This is a genomic window from Dorea formicigenerans (genome assembly GCF_025150245.1).
GTDB lineage: Bacteria > Bacillota > Clostridia > Lachnospirales > Lachnospiraceae > Dorea > Dorea formicigenerans.
Genome location: NZ_CP102279.1, coordinates 2,120,089 through 2,145,471, shown reverse-complemented (window position 1 = coordinate 2,145,471; position 25,383 = coordinate 2,120,089). Strand labels below are relative to the sequence as shown.

21 protein-coding genes are annotated in these 25,383 nt (G+C 41.5%); 18 read left to right on the top strand and 3 right to left on the bottom strand.

Translation table 11 applies throughout. The features are described from left to right. The first annotated feature begins 14 nt into the window (after nucleotides 1-14). From NQ560_RS10510 to NQ560_RS10445, 14 genes are all read left to right on the top strand, one after another. Nucleotides 15-1,433 carry a cobyrinic acid a,c-diamide synthase CobB gene (locus NQ560_RS10510; protein WP_005334133.1) on the top strand — a complete coding sequence of 473 codons (1,419 nt, stop codon included), beginning with the start codon at nucleotides 15-17 and terminating at the stop codon, nucleotides 1,431-1,433. A gap of 62 nt (nucleotides 1,434-1,495) precedes the next feature. Then, entirely contained in the window at nucleotides 1,496-2,563 is a 1,068-nt protein-coding gene (gene cobT, locus NQ560_RS10505; RefSeq protein WP_005334131.1) for a nicotinate-nucleotide--dimethylbenzimidazole phosphoribosyltransferase, read from the top strand. Nucleotides 2,564-2,590: 27 nt separating this feature from the next. Continuing rightward, nucleotides 2,591-3,217, top strand: a complete 627-nt coding sequence (locus NQ560_RS10500; RefSeq protein ID WP_005334130.1) for a bifunctional adenosylcobinamide kinase/adenosylcobinamide-phosphate guanylyltransferase — start codon at nucleotides 2,591-2,593, stop codon at nucleotides 3,215-3,217. Between the two features lie 75 nt (nucleotides 3,218-3,292). Continuing rightward, nucleotides 3,293-4,111, top strand: a complete 819-nt coding sequence (locus NQ560_RS10495; RefSeq protein WP_005334129.1) for an adenosylcobinamide-GDP ribazoletransferase — start codon at nucleotides 3,293-3,295, stop codon at nucleotides 4,109-4,111. 51 nt (nucleotides 4,112-4,162) lie between these two features. Next, nucleotides 4,163-4,549 carry a bifunctional adenosylcobinamide kinase/adenosylcobinamide-phosphate guanylyltransferase gene (locus NQ560_RS10490; protein ID WP_005334127.1) on the top strand — a complete coding sequence of 129 codons (387 nt, stop codon included), beginning with the start codon at nucleotides 4,163-4,165 and terminating at the stop codon, nucleotides 4,547-4,549. A 91-nt stretch (nucleotides 4,550-4,640) separates the two neighbouring features. Next, nucleotides 4,641-5,336, top strand: a complete 696-nt coding sequence (locus NQ560_RS10485; protein ID WP_052302932.1) for a histidine phosphatase family protein — start codon at nucleotides 4,641-4,643, stop codon at nucleotides 5,334-5,336. Further along, nucleotides 5,242-6,177: an adenosylcobinamide-phosphate synthase CbiB gene (gene cbiB, locus NQ560_RS10480; protein ID WP_052302923.1), complete on the top strand. Its 936-nt coding sequence runs from the start codon at nucleotides 5,242-5,244 to the stop codon at nucleotides 6,175-6,177. Before NQ560_RS10485 ends, cbiB begins: the two co-directional genes overlap by 95 nt. Before the next feature lie 87 nt (nucleotides 6,178-6,264). Beyond that, nucleotides 6,265-7,311 (top strand): pyridoxal phosphate-dependent aminotransferase, encoded by a 1,047-nt coding sequence (locus tag NQ560_RS10475; RefSeq protein WP_005334123.1) that lies wholly within the window; start codon nucleotides 6,265-6,267, stop codon nucleotides 7,309-7,311. Further along, on the top strand, nucleotides 7,293-8,819 hold the full coding sequence (locus NQ560_RS10470) for a cobyric acid synthase (RefSeq protein ID WP_005334122.1): 1,527 nt from the start codon (nucleotides 7,293-7,295) through the stop codon (nucleotides 8,817-8,819). Before NQ560_RS10475 ends, NQ560_RS10470 begins: the two co-directional genes overlap by 19 nt. Then, nucleotides 8,819-9,454: a precorrin-8X methylmutase gene (locus NQ560_RS10465; protein WP_005334121.1), complete on the top strand. Its 636-nt coding sequence runs from the start codon at nucleotides 8,819-8,821 to the stop codon at nucleotides 9,452-9,454. The genes NQ560_RS10470 and NQ560_RS10465 overlap by 1 nt, the downstream gene beginning before the upstream one ends. Before the next feature lie 141 nt (nucleotides 9,455-9,595). Continuing rightward, a complete protein-coding gene (locus NQ560_RS10460) occupies nucleotides 9,596-10,513 on the top strand; it encodes a ketopantoate reductase family protein (protein WP_005334120.1) in 918 nt (305 codons plus the stop codon). Nucleotides 10,514-10,744: 231 nt separating this feature from the next. After that, nucleotides 10,745-11,992 carry a dicarboxylate/amino acid:cation symporter gene (locus tag NQ560_RS10455; RefSeq protein ID WP_207635668.1) on the top strand — a complete coding sequence of 416 codons (1,248 nt, stop codon included), beginning with the start codon at nucleotides 10,745-10,747 and terminating at the stop codon, nucleotides 11,990-11,992. A 154-nt stretch (nucleotides 11,993-12,146) separates the two neighbouring features. Beyond that, nucleotides 12,147-13,859 (top strand): histidine kinase, encoded by a 1,713-nt coding sequence (locus NQ560_RS10450; RefSeq protein ID WP_040015566.1) that lies wholly within the window; start codon nucleotides 12,147-12,149, stop codon nucleotides 13,857-13,859. Beyond that, the gene (locus NQ560_RS10445) at nucleotides 13,856-14,602 is read left to right on the top strand and encodes a LytR/AlgR family response regulator transcription factor (protein WP_005334107.1); all 747 of its coding nucleotides are present in this window, start codon (nucleotides 13,856-13,858) and stop codon (nucleotides 14,600-14,602) included. Before NQ560_RS10450 ends, NQ560_RS10445 begins: the two co-directional genes overlap by 4 nt. Before the next feature lie 74 nt (nucleotides 14,603-14,676). Here NQ560_RS10445 and aroA read toward each other — a convergent pair whose 3' ends face one another. Both aroA and NQ560_RS10435 read right to left on the bottom strand, forming a co-directional pair. Next, nucleotides 14,677-15,975 (bottom strand): 3-phosphoshikimate 1-carboxyvinyltransferase, encoded by a 1,299-nt coding sequence (gene aroA, locus NQ560_RS10440; RefSeq protein ID WP_005334101.1) that lies wholly within the window; start codon nucleotides 15,973-15,975, stop codon nucleotides 14,677-14,679. Then, nucleotides 15,965-17,059: a prephenate dehydrogenase gene (locus NQ560_RS10435; protein WP_005334100.1), complete on the bottom strand. Its 1,095-nt coding sequence runs from the start codon at nucleotides 17,057-17,059 to the stop codon at nucleotides 15,965-15,967. Before NQ560_RS10435 ends, aroA begins: the two co-directional genes overlap by 11 nt. Before the next feature lie 296 nt (nucleotides 17,060-17,355). Between NQ560_RS10435 and NQ560_RS10430 the strand changes: the two genes are divergently transcribed. From NQ560_RS10430 to NQ560_RS10415, 4 genes are all read left to right on the top strand, one after another. Beyond that, nucleotides 17,356-19,431 carry an elongation factor G gene (locus tag NQ560_RS10430; protein ID WP_005334099.1) on the top strand — a complete coding sequence of 692 codons (2,076 nt, stop codon included), beginning with the start codon at nucleotides 17,356-17,358 and terminating at the stop codon, nucleotides 19,429-19,431. Between the two features lie 167 nt (nucleotides 19,432-19,598). After that, nucleotides 19,599-20,957 carry a Trk system potassium transporter TrkA gene (trkA, locus tag NQ560_RS10425; protein WP_005334098.1) on the top strand — a complete coding sequence of 453 codons (1,359 nt, stop codon included), beginning with the start codon at nucleotides 19,599-19,601 and terminating at the stop codon, nucleotides 20,955-20,957. Nucleotides 20,958-20,970: 13 nt separating this feature from the next. Beyond that, nucleotides 20,971-22,419: a TrkH family potassium uptake protein gene (locus NQ560_RS10420; RefSeq protein ID WP_005334096.1), complete on the top strand. Its 1,449-nt coding sequence runs from the start codon at nucleotides 20,971-20,973 to the stop codon at nucleotides 22,417-22,419. A gap of 12 nt (nucleotides 22,420-22,431) precedes the next feature. Beyond that, nucleotides 22,432-24,051 carry a hypothetical protein gene (locus NQ560_RS10415; RefSeq protein ID WP_005334095.1) on the top strand — a complete coding sequence of 540 codons (1,620 nt, stop codon included), beginning with the start codon at nucleotides 22,432-22,434 and terminating at the stop codon, nucleotides 24,049-24,051. A 35-nt stretch (nucleotides 24,052-24,086) separates the two neighbouring features. Here the strand turns inward: NQ560_RS10415 and NQ560_RS10410 are convergent, their stop codons facing one another. Further along, on the bottom strand, nucleotides 24,087-25,340 hold the full coding sequence (locus NQ560_RS10410; RefSeq protein WP_005334087.1) for a CapA family protein: 1,254 nt from the start codon (nucleotides 25,338-25,340) through the stop codon (nucleotides 24,087-24,089). Between the last annotated feature and the right edge of the window lie 43 nt (nucleotides 25,341-25,383).

The window sequence follows — 25,383 nt, the reverse complement described above, 5'->3', positions numbered from 1 at the left end:
TAAACAGAAAAAATATGCAGCCCATAGATGATAAAGACAATAACAGAAATAGTAATGCAATTCCAAGATTATTATTGACAGCCGCATCCAGTGGAAGTGGAAAAACGATGATTACATGTGGAATATTAAAGGCTCTGAAAAATCGTGGTCTTAATTGTGTTGCATTTAAATGTGGACCAGATTATATCGACCCGATGTTCCACCGGAAAGTGCTTGGAATCGACAGTTACAATCTGGATACCTTTATGTGCAAAAGAACAGGAGTGAGACAATCACTTCTTTCTCATGGAAAGAACAGAGATATCTGTGTTCTGGAAGGTGTGATGGGATATTATGATGGAATTGCCGGAATTTCAAAAGAAGCCAGCGCATGGGATGTGGCAGATACAACAGATACACCAGCTATATTGATTTTAGATTGCAAAGGAGTCTCTGTCTCTGCAGTTGCAGTTGTAAAAGGATTTTTGGAATATGAAACAGAACATCATATCAAGGGCGTGATTTTAAACCGTATCTCCCCGATGATGTATGCAAGGATGAAGCAGATGATAGAAGAACAGTTAAAAGTCCGCGTATATGGATATGTTCCGCTTGTATCAGAATGTGTTCTGGAAAGCAGATATCTGGGTTTGCAGATTCCGGAAGAAGTAGAGAAAATCGATGAAAAGCTGGAACATCTGGCAAGGGTGATGGAAGATACCGTAGATTTGGACGGAATATTAGAACTTGCCCGGAATGTATCAGCAATGCAGGAAGATACACAAGTCAAAGAGCATCTTTTGAATTTATCAGACACTTTGCAAAAAGGGATTCGAATTGCAGTTGCACATGATGAAGCATTTTGTTTTATCTATCCGGATAATCTGGAGATTTTAAAAAAATTGGGAGCAGAAATTGTCACATTTTCACCAATACACGACAGAAGCCTGCCTGAGAATATACAGGGAATTGTTCTTTATGGAGGGTATCCGGAGCTGTATGCGAAAGAATTAAGTGAAAATGATTCTATGCGTGAAAGTATCTGCCATGCAGTAATGTTGGGAGTACCATGTATTGCTGAATGTGGAGGATTTATGTATTTGCAGGAACGGCTGGAAGGTTCTGACGGGAAAATATATGATATGGTTGGAGCACTTTTTGGAAAAAGCTATAAGACAGAAAAACTGAAAAGGTTTGGATATATTATATTATCCAAAGGGACAGTTTTTGGTCATAATGTTGGAAACATTACAACACATGAATTTCATTATTACGAATCAGAAGAATGTGGTCATGCATTTACAGCGAAAAAACCGATGTCCACGAGGGGATGGGAGTGTATGATCAGTACAGATACAATATTGGCAGGATATCCACATATTCATTATATGGGAAATCCACAAGTTGCAGAAGCATTTGCAGGTGCGTGCAGAAGATATAAAGAAAAAGATTAACAGGCATGATGTCAGGATAGACAAGAGGGATAAGAAGCTAAGAAGCAGGAGGTTATTAATAGATGACAAGGGAAGAGGAACTTGGAATTATTATAGATGGAATCGAAAATCTGGACAATGTGGCTATGGAAACTGCCCGGAAGAAATGGAATTCTATCGCAAAGCCATTACATAGCCTTGGAAAGCTGGAAGAGCATATTATCCGGATTGCCGGAATTACTGGAAATGCCGAGGTTGAACTTAAGAATCGTGCACTGATAGCTATGTGTGCAGATAATGGTGTCGTGGAAGAAGGTGTGACACAGACCGGACAGGAAGTAACTGCAATTGTAGCAGAGAATTTTCTGGAAGGAGCTACCAGCGCCGCGATTATGTGTCAGAGTGCAGAGGTAGATCTGTTTCCGATAGACATTGGTATGGTTCGTGATACAAGAGTACCGAATTATAAAGTTGCTTATGGAACAAAGAATATGGTGAAAGAGCCTGCAATGACAAGAGAAGAGGCGCTTCAGGCAATCCTGACAGGAGTGCATCTTATGAAAGAGAAAAAAGAAGCAGGATATCAGATACTTGCGACCGGAGAGATGGGAATCGGTAATACAACGACCAGCAGTGCAGTGGCGAGTGTCCTTTTAGATGAATCAGTGGAGACAATGACCGGGAGAGGAGCCGGACTTGACAGTGCTGGTCTTAGAAGAAAGATATGTGCTATCAAAACAGCCATTGCAAAAAATGAGCCAAATGCAGATGATCCGGTAGATGTACTTTCAAAGGTAGGAGGATTTGATCTTGCCGGACTTGTTGGAATTTATCTGGGCGGAGCGTATTACCACGTTCCAGTAATTATGGATGGTTTCATCTCAGCGGTAGCGGCACTTGCAGCAGTGCAAATGTGCAATAACGTCAGAGAATATATCATTGTGTCTCATGTGTCCAAAGAGCCGGGAATGCATATTCTTCTTAAGGCACTTGGGAGGGAAGCATCTATGACTTGTGATATGTGTCTTGGAGAAGGGACAGGAGCTGTTGCATTTCTTCCGGTACTGGATATGGCGTTGGCTGTATATGAGAAAATGAGTACATTTTCCGATATTCACATTGACGACTATGAAGAATTAGGAGATAAATAGAATATTCAAAGAAAGTCTGGGGATAAAATGATGATGCATGTAATAACCGGGGGCAGTGGAAGTGGAAAATCTGCCTATGCGGAAATGTGGCTGACCGGAAAACCGGAGAAAAGCGAAGAAAAAAAAGCGATATGCCCATATCTGTATATTGCGACCATGCGTCCATTTGGTGCAGAGACACAAAAGAAGATTGAACGCCACAGGCAGATGCGCGCCGGAAAAGGATTTCAGACGCTGGAGTGTTATGGAGATTTGAGGACGCTTGATGATTCTATCCAAAGGTGGAAGAGAAGTAAAAGTATCTTAGATATCAATAAAACTTGTAGGAACGAAAAAAATCAGGAGAATGCTAAAACAGGAGGAATTCTGTTAGAGTGCGTTTCCAATTTACTGGCGGATGTGCTATATCAGGAAGATGGAAGCCTTGCAGAGGATGAAGTGGTTCTGGAGATGATTGTAGAAGGAATCCGTTATTTGAACACACAGACGGAGCGATTAGCGATTGTGACGAACGAAGTGCATAGTGATTTGCAGGATTATTCAGAAGAAACAAAAAAATATATCGGACTTCTCGGAAAGATCAATCAGGAGCTTGGAAAAATGGCAGATCAGGTAACAGAAGTTGTCTATGGAATCCCGATTAAGATAAAATGAGCAAATAGTAAAATGATGTTGGAGCAAAAGTCCCAACTATGATGGGATATAGAAATAGGAAGGTTACAAAGTAGTATGAAAAAAATGTGGAATAGTTTTAAAATTGCATTTTCTATGTACAGCAAGATTCCCATGCCACAAAGTGAATGGACAGATGAAAATATGTCGCTTGCGATGTGTTTTTTTCCGTGGGTGGGTGCTGTTATCGGTCTGGCGTCATGGGTTGTCTATCAGGCAGGAGGCTGGCTGGCTGACAGGCAGGAAACGTTATCTTCTGGAATACCAGGCAGTAGTAATCTTTTTTTGACGATTTTATTAGTGCTGATTCCCATCTTTATTACTGGCGGAATTCATCTGGATGGTTTTTTGGATACACAGGATGCTTTAAGTTCCTATCAGCCGATGGAACGCAGACTGGAGATTTTAAAAGATTCTCATGCCGGAGCATTTGCAATTATTTCCTGCAGCGTATATTTTTTAGCGTACGCGGGGATTTATTCTATGCTTACAGCTCATGCAGCGAAAGTAATCGCCATTAGCTTTATGCTGTCGCGTACATTGAGTGGACTTTCGGTTATCTGTTTTCCACAGGCGAGAAAAAAAGGACAGGGGCTTGTGGCAACATTTTCAGAAAGTGCGGAAAAAAGAGTGAATCGAAGAACGCTCATGATATATTTGATCGTACTTAGTGCACTCATGATTGTGGTGGGGAAATGGTCCGGGGCAGCAGCGGTGATTATGGCACTTCTTGTATTCTGGTATTATCATCACATGTGTATCAGCAAATTCGGCGGGGTCACCGGAGATCTGGCAGGGTATTTCCTACAAATGTGTGAAATTCTGATGGCGTTGGCAGTTGTAGTGATGGAACAGATTTTATTGTTATTAAAGTAGATGCGAGGTCAATAGGATATACGCAGAGAAAGACGAGGCATGTGAAAAGAGATGATCATGATTATAGGAGGAGCATATCAGGGAAAACTTGCCTATGCAAAGGAGACGTTTCCGGATGTGCGCTGGACAGACGGAGAGCAGTGCGAAAAAGAAGCAATCTTTCAGTACAGGGGAATTTTTCATTTTCATAAATATATAGAACGATTGCTCTCGGAAGGAGAAGATATTTCCGAACTGGCGAAGCAGTTGAAGGAGAAAAATCCAGATTTGATTTTAGTGACGGACGAGATTGGATATGGAATCGTGCCGATGGACCCATTTCTCAGAGAAGTACGGGAAACTACAGGGCGCATCTGCACAGAGCTGGCGAAAGATGCAAAGAGTGTGATAAGAGTTGTCTGTGGAATTCCGACGGTAATTAAGGCGCAGGTCAAATAGTTTATCTTTGATACTAGAAGTAGGATGATGTTAGGAGCAAAAGCCCCAATTATGATAAATGGAAGCAGATTTATATGAGGAAATAAATGGAATGATACAACTATATTTAATTCGTCATTCTATGACGGCAGGCAATTTGAAAAAACGATATATTGGACGGACGGATGAATCACTTTGCCCGGAGGGAATTGTATTACTGGAAAGTTATATTCAGAAAAATATATATCCGGAAGTCCAGAGGGTATATGTAAGTCCCATGAAGCGCTGCATGGAAACAGCAAAATTGATTTTCAAAGAAAACTTTTATGAAGTAGAAGAACTCAGGGAATGTGATTTTGGTATATTTGAAAATAAGAATTATAAAGAATTGTCGGATTGCCCGGAATATCAGGCATGGATTGACAGTGGGGGGACCATGACATTTCCGGGAGGAGAGAATCCGGAAGAATTCAGAAAAAGATGTGTGCGCGGTTTTGAAAAGGTCATAAAGGAGTGCAGACATGATCAGATCAAGAGCGTCGCAGTTGTGGCGCATGGTGGAACGATCATGAGTATCATGGACCGATATGCCAGAGATGAGAATGGTCAGCCGGACGGCAGTTATTATGATTATCAAGTGAAGAACGGAGAAGGATATGAACTTATTATTGCAGATGTTTCTTCCGGTGATGGCGGGATTTGTGCTGGATCTGATGTTTGGAGATCCGGTGTGGCTGTATCATCCGGTGAGAATGATCGGTCATTTGATCTCAGGGGTGGAAAAAATTATAAGAAGCTTATTCCCTAGTGGAAAAACGGGGGAGCGGATCGGAGGAGGATTATTAGTCGTAATCGTGGTGGCAGTCAGTATGGCAGTTCCAGGAGGAATTCTGTATCTTGCATACCACATTTCCTTTTATCTTGGACTGGCAGTGGAAAGCTTTATGTGTTATCAGATCCTTGCAACAAAGTCACTGAAGGTGGAGAGTGACCGTGTCTATCAGGAAATTCAGACAGGAGATATTGCGAGGGCAAGAAAAGCCGTTTCCATGATCGTGGGACGGGATACACAGAATCTGACAATCGAAGGAGTGACAAAGGCTGCGGTAGAAACTGTTGCAGAAAATACGTCAGACGGTGTTATTGCACCTCTTTTTTATATGGTAATCGGCGGAGCTTTGCTTGGATTTGGTTATAAAGCAGTTAATACCATGGATTCCATGGTAGGATATAAGAATGAAAAATATCAGTATTTTGGCACGGCAGCAGCAAAATTTGATGACGTAGTGAATTATATCCCGGCAAGATTATCTGCCTGGCTTATGATTCTGGCATCTGCAATTACGCACATGGACTGGAAAAATGCAAAGAAAGTATTCCTGAGGGATCGATATAATCATAAAAGTCCCAACTCTGCACAGACAGAATCCGTTATAGCAGGAGCATTAGATGTGCAGCTTGCCGGAGACGCCTGGTATTTTGGAAAGCTTTGCAAGAAGCCTACGATCGGAGATGCGATCCGGGAGATTGAACCGGAGGATATCCGCAGATCTCACACATTACTGTATATGACAGCAGTACTTGCATTAGTGGTATTTGAAGTTGTGAAAGTGCTGGTATGTTTGTGGTATTTTACTGTACAAGTATAAAAGAACAGGCACAATGCATTGAATTGTCAATGTAATTGTAACCGCATAATAAGGCAAGAATGAATTGAGAATCAAGGAGAGAATCAAGTGCAAAAGAAACCAAGGAAACTCCATGGCGGAGATATTTACCGTCACCCGGACGTGATTGATTTTTCGGTCAATACGAATCCGTTGGGAACACCGGAATCGGTGAAACGCGCGGTACAGGAGAGCGTAGCAAAGATTGAGCATTATCCGGACGTAAGATGCGAAGCTCTCAGGAAAGCAATCAGCAGATTTGAACAAGTGAATATGGAAGAAATCCTCTGTGGAAATGGTGCGGCAGAGCTTTTTTTCGCGGTAGTGCAGGCAGTTTGGCCACAAAAAGCGCTGGTGATAGCGCCTTCATTTTCAGAATATGAAGAAGCTCTAAGAAGTGTTGGTGCAGAAGTAGAATATTATTATCTGTGTGAGGAAGATAACTTTCAGATTCGGGAAGATTATGTGGATAAGCTTTCGGAAGAAATAGATATGATATTTTTGTGTAATCCGAATAATCCAACCGGACAGACCATTGACCGGGATATGTTGATTAAGATTCTGGATCGTTGTAAAAAGCAGAATATAGTTGTCATATTGGATGAGTGTTTCTTAGAATTCCTGGATGAACCAAACAGATATGAGATGTCAGATCTAAGGGGAGAATATCCAAACTTACTAATCATCAAAGCATTTACAAAAATATTCAGTATGCCGGGACTGCGTCTTGGTTATGCAATCAGCAGTAATCAGGATATTCTGGAAGAAATGTCCTGGAAGCTTCAACAGTGGAATGTGTCCGTTCCGGCACAGATGGCGGGAGTGGCAGCACTTGAAAAGCCAAAAGAATATATCAGACAGACAAGAGAATATGTATCTGGTCAGCGGGAGTATATGAGAAATATCTTGAAGATGATGGGATATGTTGTATTTGCATCAAAAGCCAATTATCTGTTTTTCAAAGGAAGACCAGGACTTGAAAAAGAGGCACTGGAAGCAGGATTTCTGATCCGCGATTGTCAGAATTATGAAGGGTTGTCAGAAGGTTTTTACCGGATTGCAGTGCGGACAAAAGAAGAAAATGAGAGGTTGATCACATGGCTTGGAAGATTATGATACAGGGAACAATGTCCAATGCGGGAAAGAGTCTTCTTTGTGCGGGACTATGTAGGATATTTAAGCAGGATGGCTACAAAGTTGCACCGTTTAAATCGCAGAATATGGCATTGAATTCATTTATCACAGACAAAGGTCTGGAAATGGGACGCGCCCAGGTTGTACAGGCAGAAGCGGCAGGAATCGAGCCGGAAGTATCCATGAATCCGATTCTGTTAAAGCCGACCAATGATGTGGGATCTCAGGTCATTGTAAACGGAGAAGTTCTGGGGAATATGTGTGCCCGTGATTATTTTAAATACAAAAAAGAATTGATTCCAGATGTGATGAAGGCTTTTCATAAACTGGAAGAAAATTATGACATCATTGTAATTGAAGGTGCAGGAAGTCCGGCGGAGATTAATTTGAAAGAAAATGATATTGTCAATATGGGGCTTGCAAAGATGGTAGATGCTCCGGTTCTCCTTGTCGGAGATATTGACCGGGGAGGAGTATTTGCACAGCTTCTTGGCACATTGCTTCTTCTGGAAGAGGATGAAAAGGAACGTGTAAAAGGTCTGATTATTAATAAATTCCGTGGAGATAAGACAATTCTAGATCCTGGAATCGAGATGCTGGAGGAAAAAGGGAATGTTCCGGTGGTAGGAGTAACGCCATATCTTCATGTGGAGATTGAGGATGAGGATAGTCTGACAGAGCGTTTCACTTCAAAGAAAAGTGGCGGGCTTCTGGATATCGCAGTCATACGTACGCCAAGAATTTCTAATTTTACGGATTTTATGGCATTGGAAAATATTCCGGAAGTATCCCTTCGCTATGTGAAAAATGTGTCTGAATTTGGAACCCCGGATATGATAATTCTTCCGGGAACTAAAAATACAATGGGAGATATGGAATGGCTTCGTGAGAGTGGTCTGGAAGCATGTATTTTGAAAGCATCGGCTACAGGTACGCCTATATGGGGAATCTGCGGAGGTTATCAGATGCTAGGAGAAGTACTTAGTGATCCAGACAAAGTAGAAGACGGTGGAATGATACATGGAATGGGACTGCTGCCATCGGAGACTGTATTTACCGGAAAGAAGACGAGGACAAGAGTAAATGGAACATTTGCACATGTAGAAGGAATCTTTTCGGAGCTTTCTAATGTAGCATTTGAAGGATATGAAATTCATATGGGTGAGACAACATACGTGGAAGAAGTTATTTCCAAGGAGCATATGAGCCGGATTCAGGATACAGTCAGCGGTAAGATCAGTGAGGATGGTATCTCAGATGGAAATGTATATGGTACTTATATCCATGGTGTTTTTGATATGGAAGGTGTTACCGATGTAATTGTTAAAGCACTGGCAAAGAAAAAAGGGATTACACTGGAAAAAGCATCCGGTATGGATCTGAAGTCATTTAAGGAAGAACAATATGATAAACTTGCTGATGGTATTCGTTCACATCTGGATATGGAGCGGATTTATGAGATTATGAAGGAAAATGTGGAGGAAAAGTAATGGCAATCGAACTGGAAAATGTACTTCCTTCTGAGATTGAGAAGAGGAGTTTTGAGATTATAACCGAAGAACTTACACAGAACGGGATTGTATTGGATCCGGAAAAAGCACCGGTTATCAAACGATGTATCCATACAAGTGCAGATTTTGATTATGCACAGAACCTTGTATTTTCGGAAAATGCAATTGCACGTGCAAAAGAAGCAATCCGTAATGGAGCATCCATTGTAACAGATACCCAGATGGGACGTTCCGGAATTAATAAAAAAAGACTGGCTCAGTACGGGGGACAGGTGTACTGCTTTATGTCTGATGAAGACGTGGCAGAAAAGGCAAAGCGCGACGGTACAACTCGTGCGGTAGCAAGCATGGAAAAAGCTTGTGAATTAGACGAAAAATTAATTTTTGCAATCGGAAATGCACCGACAGCACTCATTCATCTGTATGAGCTGATACGTGCCGGAAAAATCCGACCAGAGCTGGTAATCGGAGTGCCGGTAGGATTTGTTAATGTCATTCAGTCAAAAGAATTGATTTTGGAATTGTCGGATACACCTTATATCGTAGCGCGGGGAAGAAAAGGTGGAAGTAATATTGCAGCATGTATCTGCAATGCATTGTTGTACAGTTTGTAAAATACTGTCATAATTGCACCGAAAGTCTCTATTTTGTAGAACTAAATTCTGAATTAGGATTTGTTGCAAAGTTTAAAATAGATTTTTAAGTAGTATTGGAAGAAAGTATAAAATTAGTATAGTGTGCAAGGAGTGTGTGATATGGAAATTAAATCAGCGGCTTTGATTGGCGTTGGTGCGGTAGGCTCATATTTTGCGTATGGGCTTCCAGCTAAGTTAGGAGACCGTTTTTGTGTAATTGCTTCTGGAAAGCGGAAAGAACGTCTGGAAAAAGAAGGAATCTATATTAACGGTGCGAGATGTCCACTGAATCTGAAAACAGCGCAGGAAGCGGGAAAAGTAGATCTGGTATTGGTTGCGACGAAGCAGACTGCACTTCCTGAGATTATGGATGATATCTGCGCACTTGTGGGTGAGAATACGATTGTCTTAAGTCTTTTAAATGGCGTGACCAGCGAGGAGATTATTGGAAATGAAATTGGTATGGGGCATATGTTATATTCTCTGATGCGGATTGATGCTGTCCGTGACGGCAATCAGATGGAACTTCATTTTGACCGGATTGCAGGAGTATTCTTTGGAGAGAAGAATCATACGGAGCCGACAGAATGTGTACAGGCAGTGTTAGATCTTTTTGAAGGAACTTCTGTAAGAGCTAATTTTGTGCCGGATATTATGACTGATCTGTGGCTGAAATATGTGAGTAATGTTTCCCAGAATCTTCCACAGGCAATTCTTGGCGTAGGTTTTGGCGCATATAAAGATAGCGAACACGTGCGGGCTGTTGCAACTGGACTATGGCAGGAAGTGGTTCAGGTGGCAGCAAAAAAAGGTGTGCGGCTTCCAGAACGTTTACTTCTCTTTCACGGAACCGTGAAAGAGGCGAGGTTCTCAACCTTGCAGGATCTGGATGCAGGAAGACACACAGAGATTGATATTTTCGCAGGTGAGATGATGCGTATGGGAAAAGAGTTTGAAATTCCGGTTCCATATTGTGAATATACCTATCATATGATCAAAGCCTTAGAAGAAAAAAATGACGGGAAATTTAACTATTAAATTTGCCACTGATAAAACGAAAAAACAACCGTTTAAGCATAATAAACCACACTTGAAACAGAATCTATTGACTTGTTCTGTGAAAAATATAGAATATAGTCAAACATATGGCACGGCCGTCCCATTGAATAAAGTCACATTTTAATAATTAACAGAGAAAAAGGTATATTCAGTGCAGATGAAATCTAAGAAGCACCGGATAATCTAAGAATGAGAAAGTGGGTTTCACAAATGGAAAATAAAAAGCGTTTTTCAATATCTTTGACAACTCAGATACTGATCGCTACAGCAGGTGGTATCGTGTTTGGAGCACTGGTCGGCGAGTGGGCTTCTAACCTGAAGTTTATCGGAGATATCTTTATCAGACTGATCCAGATGTCAGTGGTATTGCTTGTTATGTCTGCTGTTGCTTCCGCAGTTGGTGGCGGCGATGGACAAGATGTTGGTAAGATGGGATTCCATACATTCAAATGGATCATTATCTTCACAGTTATTTCCGCTGGTTTAGGCGTAGCATTGTCTATGTTGTTACAGCCAGGTATCGGAGTTGAAATCGCAAGTGTAGCAGATGTAGCAAATTCATCTGTTGAGACAGGCTCTATTCAGGATACGATTCTTGGATTTGTTCCAACAAACATCATTAATTCCATGGCTGAAGGTTCCATGGTTCCATGTATCGTATTCTCTCTTTTCTTTGGAGTTGCTATGGGCGCTTACGCAAAAGAGAGCGGTAACCGTAACATTATCGAGTGGGTACAGGGAATTAACGGTGTTATTACAAACATCATCAAAATTGTTATGAACGTTGCTCCAATCGGTATCTTCTGTCTGTTAGCTAACGTTGCCGGAACTACAGGATTTAAGGTAATCATCCCGATGCTCAAGTTCTTACTTGTACTTCTGATTGGTGATGCTATTCAGTTCCTGTTATTTGGACCATTTACAGCAGCAGTAACAAAGGTAAATATTTTCAAGATGCCTAAGAAGTTTGCTAAAATGTCTATGATGGCAGTTACAACAACTTCCGGAGCTATCTGCCTTCCAACTAAGATGGAAGATGAAGTTACAAAATTCGGTATCAGCCGTAAAGTCGCTGATTTCACAGGACCGATTACGATGTCCATGAACAGTTGTGGTGCAGCTCAGTGTTATGTAGCAGCAATCTTCTTCATGGCTCAGTCCACGGGAATTCAGATGACACCATATCAGATGGGAATGGCAATCCTTCTTTCCTGCCTGATGTGTCTTGGTACGATCTCTGTACCAGGCGGATCCGTTATCGTATATACATTCCTTGCAACATCGCTTGGTCTGCCACTTGAAAGTATTGCAGTACTGGTTGGTATTGACTGGTTCGCCGGAATGTTCCGTACACTGATGAACGTAGACGTAGACGTTATGATCGGTCTGCTTGTAGCAAGCAAGCTTGGTGAGCTTGACCGTGATGTATACGATGAAAAGAAGACTGTTACTTACTAAGAGGCAGTCATATAATTAGCCGTTTCGCTAAAAACATCATTCATAAATAACAAAGACCTCCGGCATACTTCGATATGCCGGGGGTTTTTGTTTCTACAGTTTCATGATATAATTTGTGAAAAGTATTGTAAAGGACAGACAGGAGGAAGGATACGTGTCAATCAAAGATATCGTATATGCATTGATTGTAAATATCGCATTGCTTGCGATTATAGCGAATCTTTTATCCAGGATCCAGACAGTGCAAAAATTGATTCTGCAGGAAAAAAGAGGGTTGAAAGGAGATCTGATATTATCAATGATTTTCGCAGGCCTGATTATTTTATCGACCTGCATCGGAGTGAAGATTACATCTTACAGTTTGAATACAAGAGTCATTGGTGCAATGTCTGCAGGACTTCTTGGAGGACCGTTAGTGGGATTATATTCTTCAGCCATAGGAGCAATATATGTACTTATCTTTTCGACACCGAGAGTATTTGCAAGGGGTTCTGCATTTGCTACAATTTTGTTCGGACTTTTGGGAGCAGGATTCTATCCTTATTTTCAAAGAGGCAAGTGGAAATATACGGATCTGTTCCTGCTGGCATGTTTTGCAGAAATCTGTGACATGGCATCCCTGCTTCGCATGACAGTATCACTGGAAGTAGCAGTAGATACAATTGTAGATGCTGCACTTCCAATGATTATTATGAATGCGATTGGGATGATTGTATTTATTTCCAATTTTAACGGGGTATTTATTTTTCAGGATCTGGAAAGCTCCAGACAGATCCAGAAGATGTCTGTACTTTCCCAAAAATGTCTTCCACTTTTGCAAGATGGCGGGTTGAATAAAGCAGAAAATATGAAGAAACTATCCGATATTATCTTGAAGGAAACGCAGTGGTCCGGCATTTTGTTTACAGACCGGGAAAAGGTTATACAGTGGCAGTGCAAAGCGAAAGATGAACAGGCAATTTTCTATCAGGCAAAGTATGGAGATCCAATTCCGGAAATCTGCAGACAGGCAATGGAAGAAGGAAAACTTGTCAAATACGAAGCACAGACTGGAGAGAAAAAATGGATCCATACAGCGCAGGATTACTCAATCAGTTCGGTGCCATTTCGGGTGAAGAATCAGTCAGTCGGAAGTCTGACGGTATGGATGAAACGTCAGTGGATGGACAGACAAAGTGAAATAGAGTTGTTACAGCATCTGATGACGCTTGGATCTTCACAGCTTGCGGTATTAGAACTGGAACAGCAGAAGAATTTGCTTGCACAAGCCGAATTTAAGGCATTGCAGTTTCAGGTGAATCCACATTTTTTATTTAATGCATTGAATACAATATCGTGGGTATGCAGGGAAAATCCGGAGGAAGCGAGGGAACTTCTGCTTACACTGGCAGATTATTTTCGTTATAATCTAAATTATGATGCATATATGGTTCCGCTAAGAGAAGAATTGGAACATGTCAAAGATTACCTTCAGATTGAGAAGGCAAGATTTGAGGAGAAGCTCCAGGTGACTTATGATGTGCCAGAGAAAATGGAAATTCTGGTTCCAACGTTGATCTTACAGCCACTTGTAGAAAATGCAGTGCGATATGGAATTGACCGGACCGGATGCCGTTATGTCTATATTGGAATTACTGAGGAAGCAGATGCATACCGGGTAGAAATTTCAGATCATGGGAAAGGATTTCCAGAAGAAGTACTGGAAAAAATAGCAAAAGATGAACCGGTAGGAAGTAGCATCGGGCTTCAGAATGTACATAAGCGTATGAAGAGTGTATATGGAGAGGAACGTGGACTTCAGATTCAGAGTACGCCTAAGGGAAGTACTGTGAAGTTATACTTTTATAAAGGGGTGAAGGAAGCATGAGAATAGCGATTGTAGATGATGAAAGACCGGCAAGAAGTGAACTGAGGCATCAGATTCAGGAATTACTAAAAGAGGCAGAAATAGTAGAAGGAGACAGCGGTACAGCAGCATTACAGCTTGCAGGAGACGGAAAGTATGAACTGTTCTTTCTCGATATTAACCTGGGAGATATATCAGGCACCGTACTTGTAAATGCAATTCACAATATGCAGCCACAGGCAAAAATCATATTTGTGACAGCTTATTCCGAATATGCAGTTGAGGCATTTGAATTGGGGGTAGAGGATTATGTAATGAAGCCCTTTGACCAGAATCGAATTCAAAAAGTGTTGGATAGGTGTAAAGTTGGCGGGAAAGAAGAAAATGTACAGCATGCAGATTCACAAAGCCAGGGAAAACAGGCATCCATCCGCCGCCTGGCAATCAACAGTGACGGAAGAACTATTATTGAAAATGTGGAAGATATTATTTACATTGAGACATATAACCGAGGCTGCAAGATTTACACAACAGAAGGGGAATACTGCGAAAACAAATCTATCGGAGAATATGAAAAGAAGTTGGATCCGGAACAGTTTTTCAGGATTCACAAAAGTATTATTATAAATCTCGATAAAGTGCGGGAAGTATTCCCGTGGGGAAGTAACAGCTTCAGTTTGCGCATGCGGGGATATGAAGATCAGATCCTGCCAATTGCCAGAGATAAGACCAGGATATTAAAACAGCATTTAATGGGTCTGTAGATCAGCTGAATTAATTTGACACGTAGTGAAATGCAAAAGCACTACGTGTCAAATTGCGTTTTACGATGCCGCTTTTATCGGCATCCGTCCAGAATCTCGAAAAATTCAGGGTAAGATACATCAACGCACTGGCTGTCGTGTATGATGGTATCTCCATCGGCACTAAGTGCTGCAATTGCAAAGGCCATGGCAATCCGGTGATCCAGATAACTGTTGATCTTTGCACCGTGAAGAGTACGTCCACCTTGAATGATCATTCCATCGTCAGTCGGGGTTATGTCAGCGCCCATGGATCTTAAAGCCTCTGTTGTCGTGTCGATTCGATTTGTTTCTTTAACTTTTAATTCGGCCGCATCTTTGATGATAGTGGTACCTTTGGCGCAGGCTGCCATGACGGCAATCATTGGAATTTCGTCAATGAGCGTCGGAATCAATGCACCTTCTATCGTTGTGCCATGCAGTTTACTTGTACGGACAAGAATATCCGCGCGAGGTTCACCTCCCTCAAGTGATTCGTTGACCAGAGTAATGTCAGCGCCCATATTTCTGCACACTTCCAAAAAGCCTGCGCGGGTTTTGTTAATTCCTACATTTTTTACAAGCAGCTCAGAATCCAAAGTTAAAAGTCCGGCTGCAATAAAGTAAGCAGCGGAGGAGATGTCTCCCGGTACGCAGATAGACTGACTGTATAGTTCCTGACATGGTTTTACATGTGCTGTGGCAGTACCGTCAGGGTTGACTGTGGAAGTGATATCAGCACCAAAGCTTTTCAGCATCAGTTCTGTGTGATTTCTGGACAAAGCCGGTTCTGTAACAGAAGTCTTGCCATCTGCATAAAGTCCTGCAAGAAGTATGGCAGATTTGACCTGTGCGGAAGCTACCGGTGAAGTGTAATCGATTCCATGCAGTGTGCCTGGCTCTATTTTTAACGGAGCACACAGATCACCGTTTACACTTGTGATATGTGCTCCCATCTGAGTGAGAGGTGTAATAACACGCCCCATTGGCCGGGAGTTCAAAGATGCATCACCGGACATCACGCTTGTAAAGTCCTGGGCAGACAAAATACCAGACATCAGGCGAGTTGTTGTGCCACTGTTCCCTACATTTAAAATATCTTTTGGTGCGGCCAGACCGTGCATGCCTTTTCCGTGAACAATTATTTTCTCTGGAGTACGGTCAATTTGAATCCCCATAGACTGGAAACAGCCGATAGTAGACAGGCAGTCAGCACCTTCTAAAAAGTTAGTGATTTCTGTTGTGCCAAGTGCAAGTGCACCTAACATAATGGAACGGTGGGAGATGGACTTGTCTCCCGGAATCATAATTTCTCCATGCAATCCTTTGCATGGGCAGATAATTCTATCGCTCATATACAATATACCTGAATTTCTGCAGTAACTCTGCGGCCTTCTTAGAGGAAGACTCATCGTAGAATTCTATACGCAGAACCCCTTCTTCAAATTCTCTGTTGTGCACAATTCCTATATTCTTGATACTGAGACCATTCGAAGCGAGGATTGTTGCAATGGCTGCGATTCCACCAGCTTCATCAATAATATCACAGTATACTTCAAATGCCTTTTTAATCGGACCAGACGATGCTCCCGGAAGTGAATTCCGGTATATTCTGGAGGAATCAAACCAGTCATAGATTGCCTGCCCATCTCCGGAATCAATCATGCTCTTTACTTCTTCCAGATATTTAATATAAGAAGCAAGAATCTGTGAAATGTTGTCTTTATTCTTTAGACAAATGTGTTGCCACATGGTCGGTGAGGAGGAGGCAATACGTGTGATATCTTTAAATCCTCCGGCAGCCAGACGTTTCATCAACTCGCTTTTTGTATCGCTGTCCTTTACGTAATTGACCAGCGTTGCAGCAATGATATGCGGCAGATGACTGATAGTGCCTGTAATATAGTCATGTTCTTTGTAGTCCAGAATAATTGGAAGTGCATGGATCGTAGAGACAAGCTGCTCATATTTATCTATTTTTTCCTGAGATACTTCTTTTGAAGGAGTCAGAACAAAATAAGCATTTTCCAGAATCATTGCTTTGGAATTGGCATAACCGCTTTTTTCAGAGCCAGCCATCGGGTGTCCTCCGATGAAATATTTCTCAATGCCAAGCTTAATAACTTCCTCATGGATATTAGTTTTTACACTGCCTACATCGGTCAGAATGCAAGCGTCGTTCAGATATTCTGTCAACTGCTTCAGATATGCTACATTAAAAGCAACCGGCGCGCATAAAAATATGTAGGAACAGTTGCGAAAATTATCATCAATAGTAGTTGCCGCAACATCAATGACGGATTCCTGGGTAGCGAGTGCCAGAGCTTCTTTATTTTTATCAAAGGCTACGATTTCGTAATCCGGAAAGTAGGTTCGAATTGCTTTTGCAAGAGAACCACCGATGAGTCCGAGACCGATAAAGCCGACCTTTTCTTTCATAGTAAAACCTCCTGGTGTTTCATAAGACAAAAATATGTCTGTCAATTATTGTAACTTGCTTACTTATGATTTGTCAATGCTTTGTTACTTTAAAGCAACAAAGCAAAAACTGAATTTTAAGGCAAAAATGTTTGTATATAGCAAAAGTTAGAAAATTAATCAATATTTCATATAATATTTGCACAAAATAGTTGTAATAATTCGATTTGTTTAGTACAATATACACATGGGATATCAGGAAGAAGTATTATAAAGAATTCTTGAGAATTACTACATAATATAAGGAGGCAACCAATATGAAAGTTTACAGAACGGACGAGATCAGAAATGTTGTCCTGTTAGGGCACGGGGGCAGTGGTAAGACAAGTCTTGTTGAGGCCATGGCGTATGTATCAGGCGCAACGAATCGTATGGGAAAAGTAGCGGACAAGAATACGATCAGTGATTTTGATAAGGAAGAACAGAAACGTGGATTTTCTCTTAGCACTACCCTGACACCAATCGAATGGGAAAAGGCAAAGATCAATGTGTTAGATACTCCGGGATATTTTGATTTTGTAGGAGAAGTGGAAGAGGCAGTCAGTGCAGCAGATGCGGCAGTTATTGTCGTATCCGGTAAAGCAGGTGTAGAGGTCGGAACAGAAAAAGCCTGGGCACTTTGTGACAAGTACAATCTTCCAAGAATGGTATATGTAACAGAGATGGATGTGGATGATGCCAGCTTCAGACAGGTCGTTCAGGATCTGACAGATAAGTTTGGTAAAGTCATTGCACCACATTTCCAGCCAATCCGTGAGAATGAGAAACTGGTCGGATATGTCAATGTCATCAAGAATGCAGGGCGCCGTTATACAGGTCTTGGACAGAGAGAGGAATGTGAGATTCCAGATTACTGTAAACCGAACCTGGAGATGTACCGTGAGAAGCTTCTGGAAGCAGTCGCAGAGATTAGTGACGAATATATGGAGCGCTATTTTGCAGGAGACGAGTTCTCGGTAGAAGAAATCCGTTCTGCCATGAGAACAGAGGTTATGGAAGGAAGTATTGTCCCAGTGGCTATGGGATCTAATATCCAGGCACAGGGCGTCGCCAATCTTCTGTCCGATATTGTAAGATTCTTCCCAAGTCCGGACTGGAGAGAATGTGCAGGTATCAATCGCAAGACAAATGAGATTTATGAAGCAAATTATGATTTCGCAAGATCCAAATCAGCTTATGTATTTAAGACAATGGTTGATCCGTTTATTGGAAAATATTCATTTATTAAAGTTTGCTCCGGTGTATTAAAAGGTGACGATACACTTTATAATGCAGATACAGATACAGATGAGAAGCTTGGTAAGATTTACACGATGTTCGGTAACAAACCTGTGGAAGTCAGTGAGCTGTTTGCAGGAGATATCGGTGCCATCGCAAAACTGACTGCAACAAGAACAGGGGATACATTGTCCACAAAGACAACACCGGTTCTTTATGGTAAGACAGAATATTCAAAACCTTATACATATATGAAATATGTAACAAAGAATAAAGGCGATGAAGATAAAGTATCTCAGGCACTTCAGAAAATGATGGCAGAAGATGTAACACTTAAGGTAGTCAATGACAGCGAGAATCGTCAGGCACTTCTTTATGGTATTGGAGATCAGCATCTGGAGATTGCAGTCAGCAAGTTATTAGACCGTTACAAATGCGAAGTAACACTGGAGACTCCGAAGGTTGCATTCCGTGAGACAATCCGCAAACAGTCTGATGTAGACAGCAAATATAAAAAACAATCCGGTGGACATGGACAGTACGGACATGTGAAGATGCGCTTTGCTCCGTCAGGAGACCTGGAAATACCTTATGAATTTGATGAAGAAGTTGTAGGAGGAGCAGTTCCGAAGAATTATTTCCCGGCAGTAGAAAAAGGACTTCAGGAATCTGTAGTGAAAGGTCCTCTTGCAGGATACCCGGTTGTTGGTGTCAAAGCTACACTTTACGATGGATCTTACCACCCGGTAGACTCTTCTGAGATGGCATTTAAGACTGCTACGATCCAGGCATTTAAGAAAGGATTTATGGAGGCATCTCCAGTACTTCTTGAGCCAATCGTATCTGTGAAAGTAACAGTTCCGGATGAGTACACCGGAGATGTAATGGGAGATCTTAACAAGAGACGTGGCCGTGTGCTTGGTATGACGCCGGTTGGCGCGGGAAATCAGATCGTAGAAGCAGATGTCCCGATGACAGGATTATTCGGATACTGCACGACATTACGCTCTATGACAGGTGGACGAGGAACTTATGAATATACATTTGCACGTTATGAACAGGCACCTTCAGAAGTACAAGAAGCAGAAATTGCAAAAAGAGCCGCTGAAGAATAGAAAGATAAGAAAAAGTTAATTAAAGTTTTAACAGGAGAAAAGCCCGTTTAGGGCTTTTTTTCTGTGATTAAAAGTGCTATAATCTCTATACCTATATGCAGTTTTATAAATAGTAATTTTCAGGCATTCAGTGAAAATATAAAGAAGAATATAACGAGGGATAAGAAATGAAAATAGTGATTATCGGCGATGGAAAGGTAGGTCATAAGCTGACAACACAGTTGTCAGAAGAAGATTATGACATTACCCTGATTGACCAAAATGCCGGGAAGCTGAAAGCAGCTTTGAACAATCTGGACATTTTCTGTATTAATGGAAATGGTGCGGATGCAGAAGTTTTAAAACAGGCGGATGTGCCGCATGCAGACATTGTGATTGCATGTACATCTACAGATGAGATGAATATGATTAGTTGTCTTCTGGCAAAGCGACTTGGTGCCAAGCACACCATCGCAAGGGTGAGAAATCCTCTTTATTATCGCCAGATGGAATTGTTGAAGGAAGACCTGCATCTTAGTATGGCGGTCAATCCAGAGCTGGCAGCAGCTAATGAAATATCAAGAATGTTGCTTTTCCCAGAGGCGAATAAAGTCGAATCATTCATGAAAGGAAGAGTGGAACTGGTAGAGTTCCCGATTGCTGAGACAAGCCCGATCGTGGGATTATCACTGGCAGAGATTAACAAGAAATATGAATTCCAGATTCTTGTATGCGCCATCAAGCGGGGTGAGCAGGTCTATATTCCGGATGGTAATTTTGTAATTGAAAAGGGAGACCGTATGCATGTGGTCGCATCACATCAGAATCTGAAATCGTTCTTCCGTGCACTTGGACATAAGGAAGAGAAAGTGAAGAAGGTTATGATCTGTGGTGGCGGTCATGTATGTTTTTATCTTGCAGTTCAGTTGCAACAGGCTGGCATGCAGGTGAAGATTATCGAGCAGAATCAGGCAAGATGTGAGGAATTGTGTGAATTACTTCCGAAGGCAACGATTATTCATGGAGATGCGACGGATCAGGAGCTTTTGATTGAAGAAGGCCTTGAGAATGCCAATGCCATTGTTGCCCTGACCGGCATGGATGAAGAGAATATTATGATGGCACTTTTTGCAAAGACAAGAGGGATCAAGAAAATTGTTGCGAAGGTCAATGCAGATACAAGGGCACAGATGGTAGAGAGCCTTGGAATTGAGAGTACGGTTTCTGCCAAGAGCGCGACAGCAGATGCAATCCTTGCTTACGTTAAGGCAAGAATGAATTCTTACAGCAGTGCCAATATTGAGACGATGTACCGACTGCTGAATGGCAAGATTGTAGCACAGGAATACATCATTAACAAAGAATGTGATTTCACAAATACTCCGTTAAAAGATCTGCCTACTAAGCCGAATAACCTGATTGCATGTATCGGACGCCACAGAAGAATTATCATTCCGAATGGTGACGATCATCTGGAAGTCGGTGATAGTGTTATTGTGATCGCGAAAGAGCACACGATCAATGATTTTAAAGATATACTTGCATAGGGAGTCATAAGATATGAATGGAAAAATGGTACGTTATATTCTGGGCAGAATGTTGGGGGTAGAAGCATTGCTCTTGCTTCTTCCGGCATTTGTAGGAATATTATATGGGGAAGAAAAAGAAGCCCTGACATTTGTGATACCGGCAGTGATTCTGACATGCATTTTTGTAATAGCCGGAAGAAAGAGACCGGAGGGACAGGTGATTTATGGAAAGGAAGGTATGGTTGTTGTTGCCAGTGCCTGGATTACATGGTCCTTATTCGGAGCACTTCCATTTACATTGTCCGGAAGTATTCCGAATTTTGTAGATGCATTTTTTGAGACTGTATCTGGATTTACAACAACTGGATCGTCCATCTTAAGAGATGTAGAAGCATTACCACAGTGTATGCTGTTCTGGCGAAGTTTCACTCACTGGATTGGAGGTATGGGAGTGCTTGTCTTTGTTCTGATGTTGACGAATCTGGACAAGAAGAATTCCATGTATCTGATGCGTGCAGAAGTTCCGGGACCGGAGAAAGATAAGCTTGTTCCAAAGACCAAAACGACAGCAAGAATTCTGTATGGAATTTATTTTGGATTGACAATGATCCTGGTCATTCTTCTTATGTTTGGAGGAATGAATCTGTTCGACAGTCTGATCCATGCGTTTGGCTCTGCAGGAACCGGAGGATTTTCCAATTATGCAGACAGTGTAGGACATTTTGACAGTGCATATATTGACTACGTTATTTCAATTTTTATGATTCTGTTTGGAATCAACTTTAACCTGTATTATTTTATGCTCCTGGGAGACTTTAAAGCATTCTGGAAAAATGAAGAACTTCGAGTGTATCTTGGAATTGTTGCGACAGCAACAATTCTGATCACTTTGAATACAAATCAGATGTATGGCAGTATCATGAAAGCATTCCGGTACGCCTTGTTCCAGGTATCAACGATCATTACGACAACGGGTTATGCGACGACAGATTTCAATCTTTGGCCGACATTCTCCCAGTGTATTTTAGTGCTGCTGATGATCATTGGAGCCTGTGCATCTTCCACCGGAGGCGGTATTAAAGTGTCACGTCTCATGATTGTATTCAAAGGAGTAAAACGTGAAATCAAGCAGCTTGTGCATCCGAAATCTGTGAATCTGATCCGGATCAATAGAAAGAAGATCAGCGATGAGACTTTACGAGGGGTCTATGTATATCTGATGGCATATGCACTGCTGGCAATTGTATCTGTGTTGATCATTTCTTTAGATAATCAGGACTTTACTACGACATTTACATCTGTAATGGCAACACTTAATAATATCGGACCGGGACTTTCGGCAGTCGGACCGACCGGAAATTTTGCAGATTTTTCAATCTTGTCAAAGATTGTATTCTGTATAGATATGCTTGCAGGACGTCTGGAAATCTTCCCGTTCCTTACTTTCCTTACTATGTTTGCATGGAAGAGAAAGTTTTAGAAGGAGAAAGTTATGAAAACAAAGACAAAAGGTTTAATAGCCCTGATTGTGGTAATCGTTGCAGCAATTTATTATTATGTGACTATACCGGCAATCAACATTCACTCTACAGATACGTGGGGAGCAGTATTATTTCTAATCGTAATAGCTTTAATTGTGAAACTCTTTTTTTATGGATTCAGAAATCCTGCGAAAATTCGTATCAGCGATTTGAAAGAGAGCAAAATACTCCGGGCAGGCGTGATACTTTTGCTTGTGCTTGGTGCAGTTTATTTCATTGGAAGTATTTTATCTTCCCCGATTGTTAATGCGAAGAAATATCAGAAGCTGATGAAGGTAGAGCAGGGAAATTTTACAGAAGATGTAGAAGAGCTTTCCTTTGATAAGATTCCGCTTCTGGACAGAGATACTGCCGCACTTTTGGGAGACCGTAAGATGGGAAGTATGGTAGATATGGTTTCACAGTTTGAGGCAGATGACATCTATTCCCAGATTAATTATAAGGATAATCCGGTGCGTGTAACGCCACTTCGATATGCCAGTATTATTAAGTGGTTTACGAACCGTTCAGAAGGTATACCGGCATATATTCGTATTAATATGGCAAATCAGAACACAGAGCTTGTAAAGCTGGATAAAGGCATGAAATATGTGAACAGTGAGTACTTTAACCGGAACATTTACCGGCATCTGCGATTTGCACATCCGACATACATTTACGGGGATTTGAGCTTTGAGATTGATGATGATGGTGTGCCATACTGGATCGCACCGGTGAAAAAATATAACATCGGTCTGTTTGGCGGTGAGACAATCGGTAAAGTTGTGATCTGTAATGCTATTACTGGTGAAACAACGACTTATAAGACAACAGATGTTCCGGAGTGGGTAGACAGAGTCTATTCCGCGGATCTTCTTGTCAATCTGTTTGACTATTATGGAACACTGAAACATGGATTTTTCAACAGTGTGCTAAGCCAGAAAGACTGCCTGAAGACAACAGATGGTTACAATTATCTTGCACTGGACGATGACGTATGGATGTACACAGGCGTGACTTCGGTCAACGGAGATCAGTCTAATGTTGGATTTGTATTATCCAATCAGAGAACAATGGAAACAAAGTATTATGAATGTGAGGGAGCAACAGAAGCTTCCGCTATGTCTTCAGCAGAAGGACAGGTGCAGAATCTGAAGTATACCGCAACATTTCCACTGCTTCTTAATATATCCGGAGAGCCGACTTATTTTATTGCATTAAAGGATGATGCGGGACTGGTTAAGAAATATGCCATGGTAAACGTGCAGAAATATCAGATCGTTGCTATCGGAGACAGTGTGAGTCAGTGTGAGGACAATTATCTGAATCTGCTCTTAAGCAATGGTGTGAAAGAAGAAGCGAAGGACGACAGAGAGATTGAGACAATCACCGGAGAGATTACAAAGATTGCACAGGCGGTCATTGATGGAACTTCTCATTATTATCTGATGATTGATGGTTCAGAGGATATTTTCGATGTGTCTGTAGTTGATTACATTGATGTAGTCCGGTGTGAGGCAGGACAGACTGTGACGATGGAATATAAGAAAGGCGAGAAGGCAGATACAGTTGTAAGCCTTAAAATTAAGTAACATTTGTGAATAAAATGAAAAATACAGCGGAAGGCTTAGAGCCCTTCGCTGTATTTTTCTATCTTTTGTCTGACGCGTTCTGCTTCATCACCTTCAAGAGGTGTCGGACAGTAATCGTTTTTATTACTGGAAGAAGACAGAGAACAAGGAATGATGTTAATGTTATCGTCATCGGCAACTTTACCGTCTGTATCGATGGTAAAAGTCTGTTGGAAGATCATCGTATCCTTATCAGAAGGATTTTTATTTCCCCCAAAACAGAAGTTTCCCAGACTGTAGGCAATATATTTTCCATTATACTTTTCAATGCCTTCCAGTACATGTGGATGATGACCAATGACAAGGTCGGCTCCTTCATCGATGGCCAGATGTGCAAGTTTTTTCTGGGTAGCATTTGGTTTGTATTCTTTTTCAATTCCCCAGTGGAAATTAACGATAATAATCTGTGCCCCTGCATCTTTTAAGGCCTGGATATTTTCTTTGATTTGCGTTGCTTTCTGCTCATGCTCAGCAAGTTCATAGATACCGGTAAGTCCGACTTTAATACCTTTTACATCCACCACAACGACATTTTCATAGCCAAATGTAGCAATGCCTGCGTTTGACAGATTTTCGATGGTATCCTCCTGGCTTTTTGTGCCGTAGTCTTTGCTGTGGTTGTTTGCAATATTGGCGGCTTCCACAGAACTTCCGGTTAAAATGTCAGTGTATTTGGCAGGCCCTTTAAATGCAAAGGTTTTATCAGCCCGGCTTGTCTCTTCAGTCAGCGTTCCTTCAAAGTTTACAACAGATAAATCATCAGCTTCTAAGATAGAACGGACATTTTTAAAGAAATAGTCTGCACCATATTCGTTGTAGTAGGCATTAAAGCTGGTGGACTGATCAAAACCCTCATCAGTTCCAAGTGTGCAGTCCCCCATAGAACTGATAGTGATGGTGGCAGGTTCCTTTGAGGAGCTTTTTTTCTTTTTTTTGCCGGAATCATTGTCCGTATTAATGACAAGTTCCTGCGTTTTTACAGCAGAAGTGTCAATTTTTTCCTTGGAAGAGGAAGTATCCTTACTTTTGGCTGTCTGCTTCTGGGAAGTCTTAACGGCTTCTTTTGTGTCAGTATGTTTATGCAACAGATGACTGATGCCATATATTGTGCTAAATAGAATCAGACAGACTGTACATAACATGCCTCCAAGCAGCATGGCGCGTTTTCTTTTTCTGCGTCTGAGGCGTCTGCGCCTGGCTTCCATCTGGCGTCTTTTTGATGCTTTGATTCCTGAATTGTTATCGCTCATAGTATTTTGTTACCTTTTCATTCGTTGTAGAAAATATGCATAA

Coding starts and splice junctions, on each gene's coding strand:
- NQ560_RS10510 (WP_005334133.1), top strand. CDS start 15: ATGCAGCCCATAGATGATAAAGACAATAACAGAAATAGTAATGCAATT.
- cobT (WP_005334131.1), top strand. CDS start 1,496: ATGACAAGGGAAGAGGAACTTGGAATTATTATAGATGGAATCGAAAAT.
- NQ560_RS10500 (WP_005334130.1), top strand. CDS start 2,591: ATGATGATGCATGTAATAACCGGGGGCAGTGGAAGTGGAAAATCTGCC.
- NQ560_RS10495 (WP_005334129.1), top strand. CDS start 3,293: ATGAAAAAAATGTGGAATAGTTTTAAAATTGCATTTTCTATGTACAGC.
- NQ560_RS10490 (WP_005334127.1), top strand. CDS start 4,163: ATGATCATGATTATAGGAGGAGCATATCAGGGAAAACTTGCCTATGCA.
- NQ560_RS10485 (WP_052302932.1), top strand. CDS start 4,641: ATGATACAACTATATTTAATTCGTCATTCTATGACGGCAGGCAATTTG.
- cbiB (WP_052302923.1), top strand. CDS start 5,242: ATGTTTGGAGATCCGGTGTGGCTGTATCATCCGGTGAGAATGATCGGT.
- NQ560_RS10470 (WP_005334122.1), top strand. CDS start 7,293: ATGGCTTGGAAGATTATGATACAGGGAACAATGTCCAATGCGGGAAAG.
- NQ560_RS10465 (WP_005334121.1), top strand. CDS start 8,819: ATGGCAATCGAACTGGAAAATGTACTTCCTTCTGAGATTGAGAAGAGG.
- NQ560_RS10460 (WP_005334120.1), top strand. CDS start 9,596: ATGGAAATTAAATCAGCGGCTTTGATTGGCGTTGGTGCGGTAGGCTCA.
- NQ560_RS10455 (WP_207635668.1), top strand. CDS start 10,745: ATGGAAAATAAAAAGCGTTTTTCAATATCTTTGACAACTCAGATACTG.
- NQ560_RS10445 (WP_005334107.1), top strand. CDS start 13,856: ATGAGAATAGCGATTGTAGATGATGAAAGACCGGCAAGAAGTGAACTG.
- aroA (WP_005334101.1), bottom strand. CDS start 15,975: ATGAGCGATAGAATTATCTGCCCATGCAAAGGATTGCATGGAGAAATT.
- NQ560_RS10435 (WP_005334100.1), bottom strand. CDS start 17,059: ATGAAAGAAAAGGTCGGCTTTATCGGTCTCGGACTCATCGGTGGTTCT.
- NQ560_RS10430 (WP_005334099.1), top strand. CDS start 17,356: ATGAAAGTTTACAGAACGGACGAGATCAGAAATGTTGTCCTGTTAGGG.
- trkA (WP_005334098.1), top strand. CDS start 19,599: ATGAAAATAGTGATTATCGGCGATGGAAAGGTAGGTCATAAGCTGACA.
- NQ560_RS10420 (WP_005334096.1), top strand. CDS start 20,971: ATGAATGGAAAAATGGTACGTTATATTCTGGGCAGAATGTTGGGGGTA.
- NQ560_RS10415 (WP_005334095.1), top strand. CDS start 22,432: ATGAAAACAAAGACAAAAGGTTTAATAGCCCTGATTGTGGTAATCGTT.
- NQ560_RS10410 (WP_005334087.1), bottom strand. CDS start 25,340: ATGAGCGATAACAATTCAGGAATCAAAGCATCAAAAAGACGCCAGATG.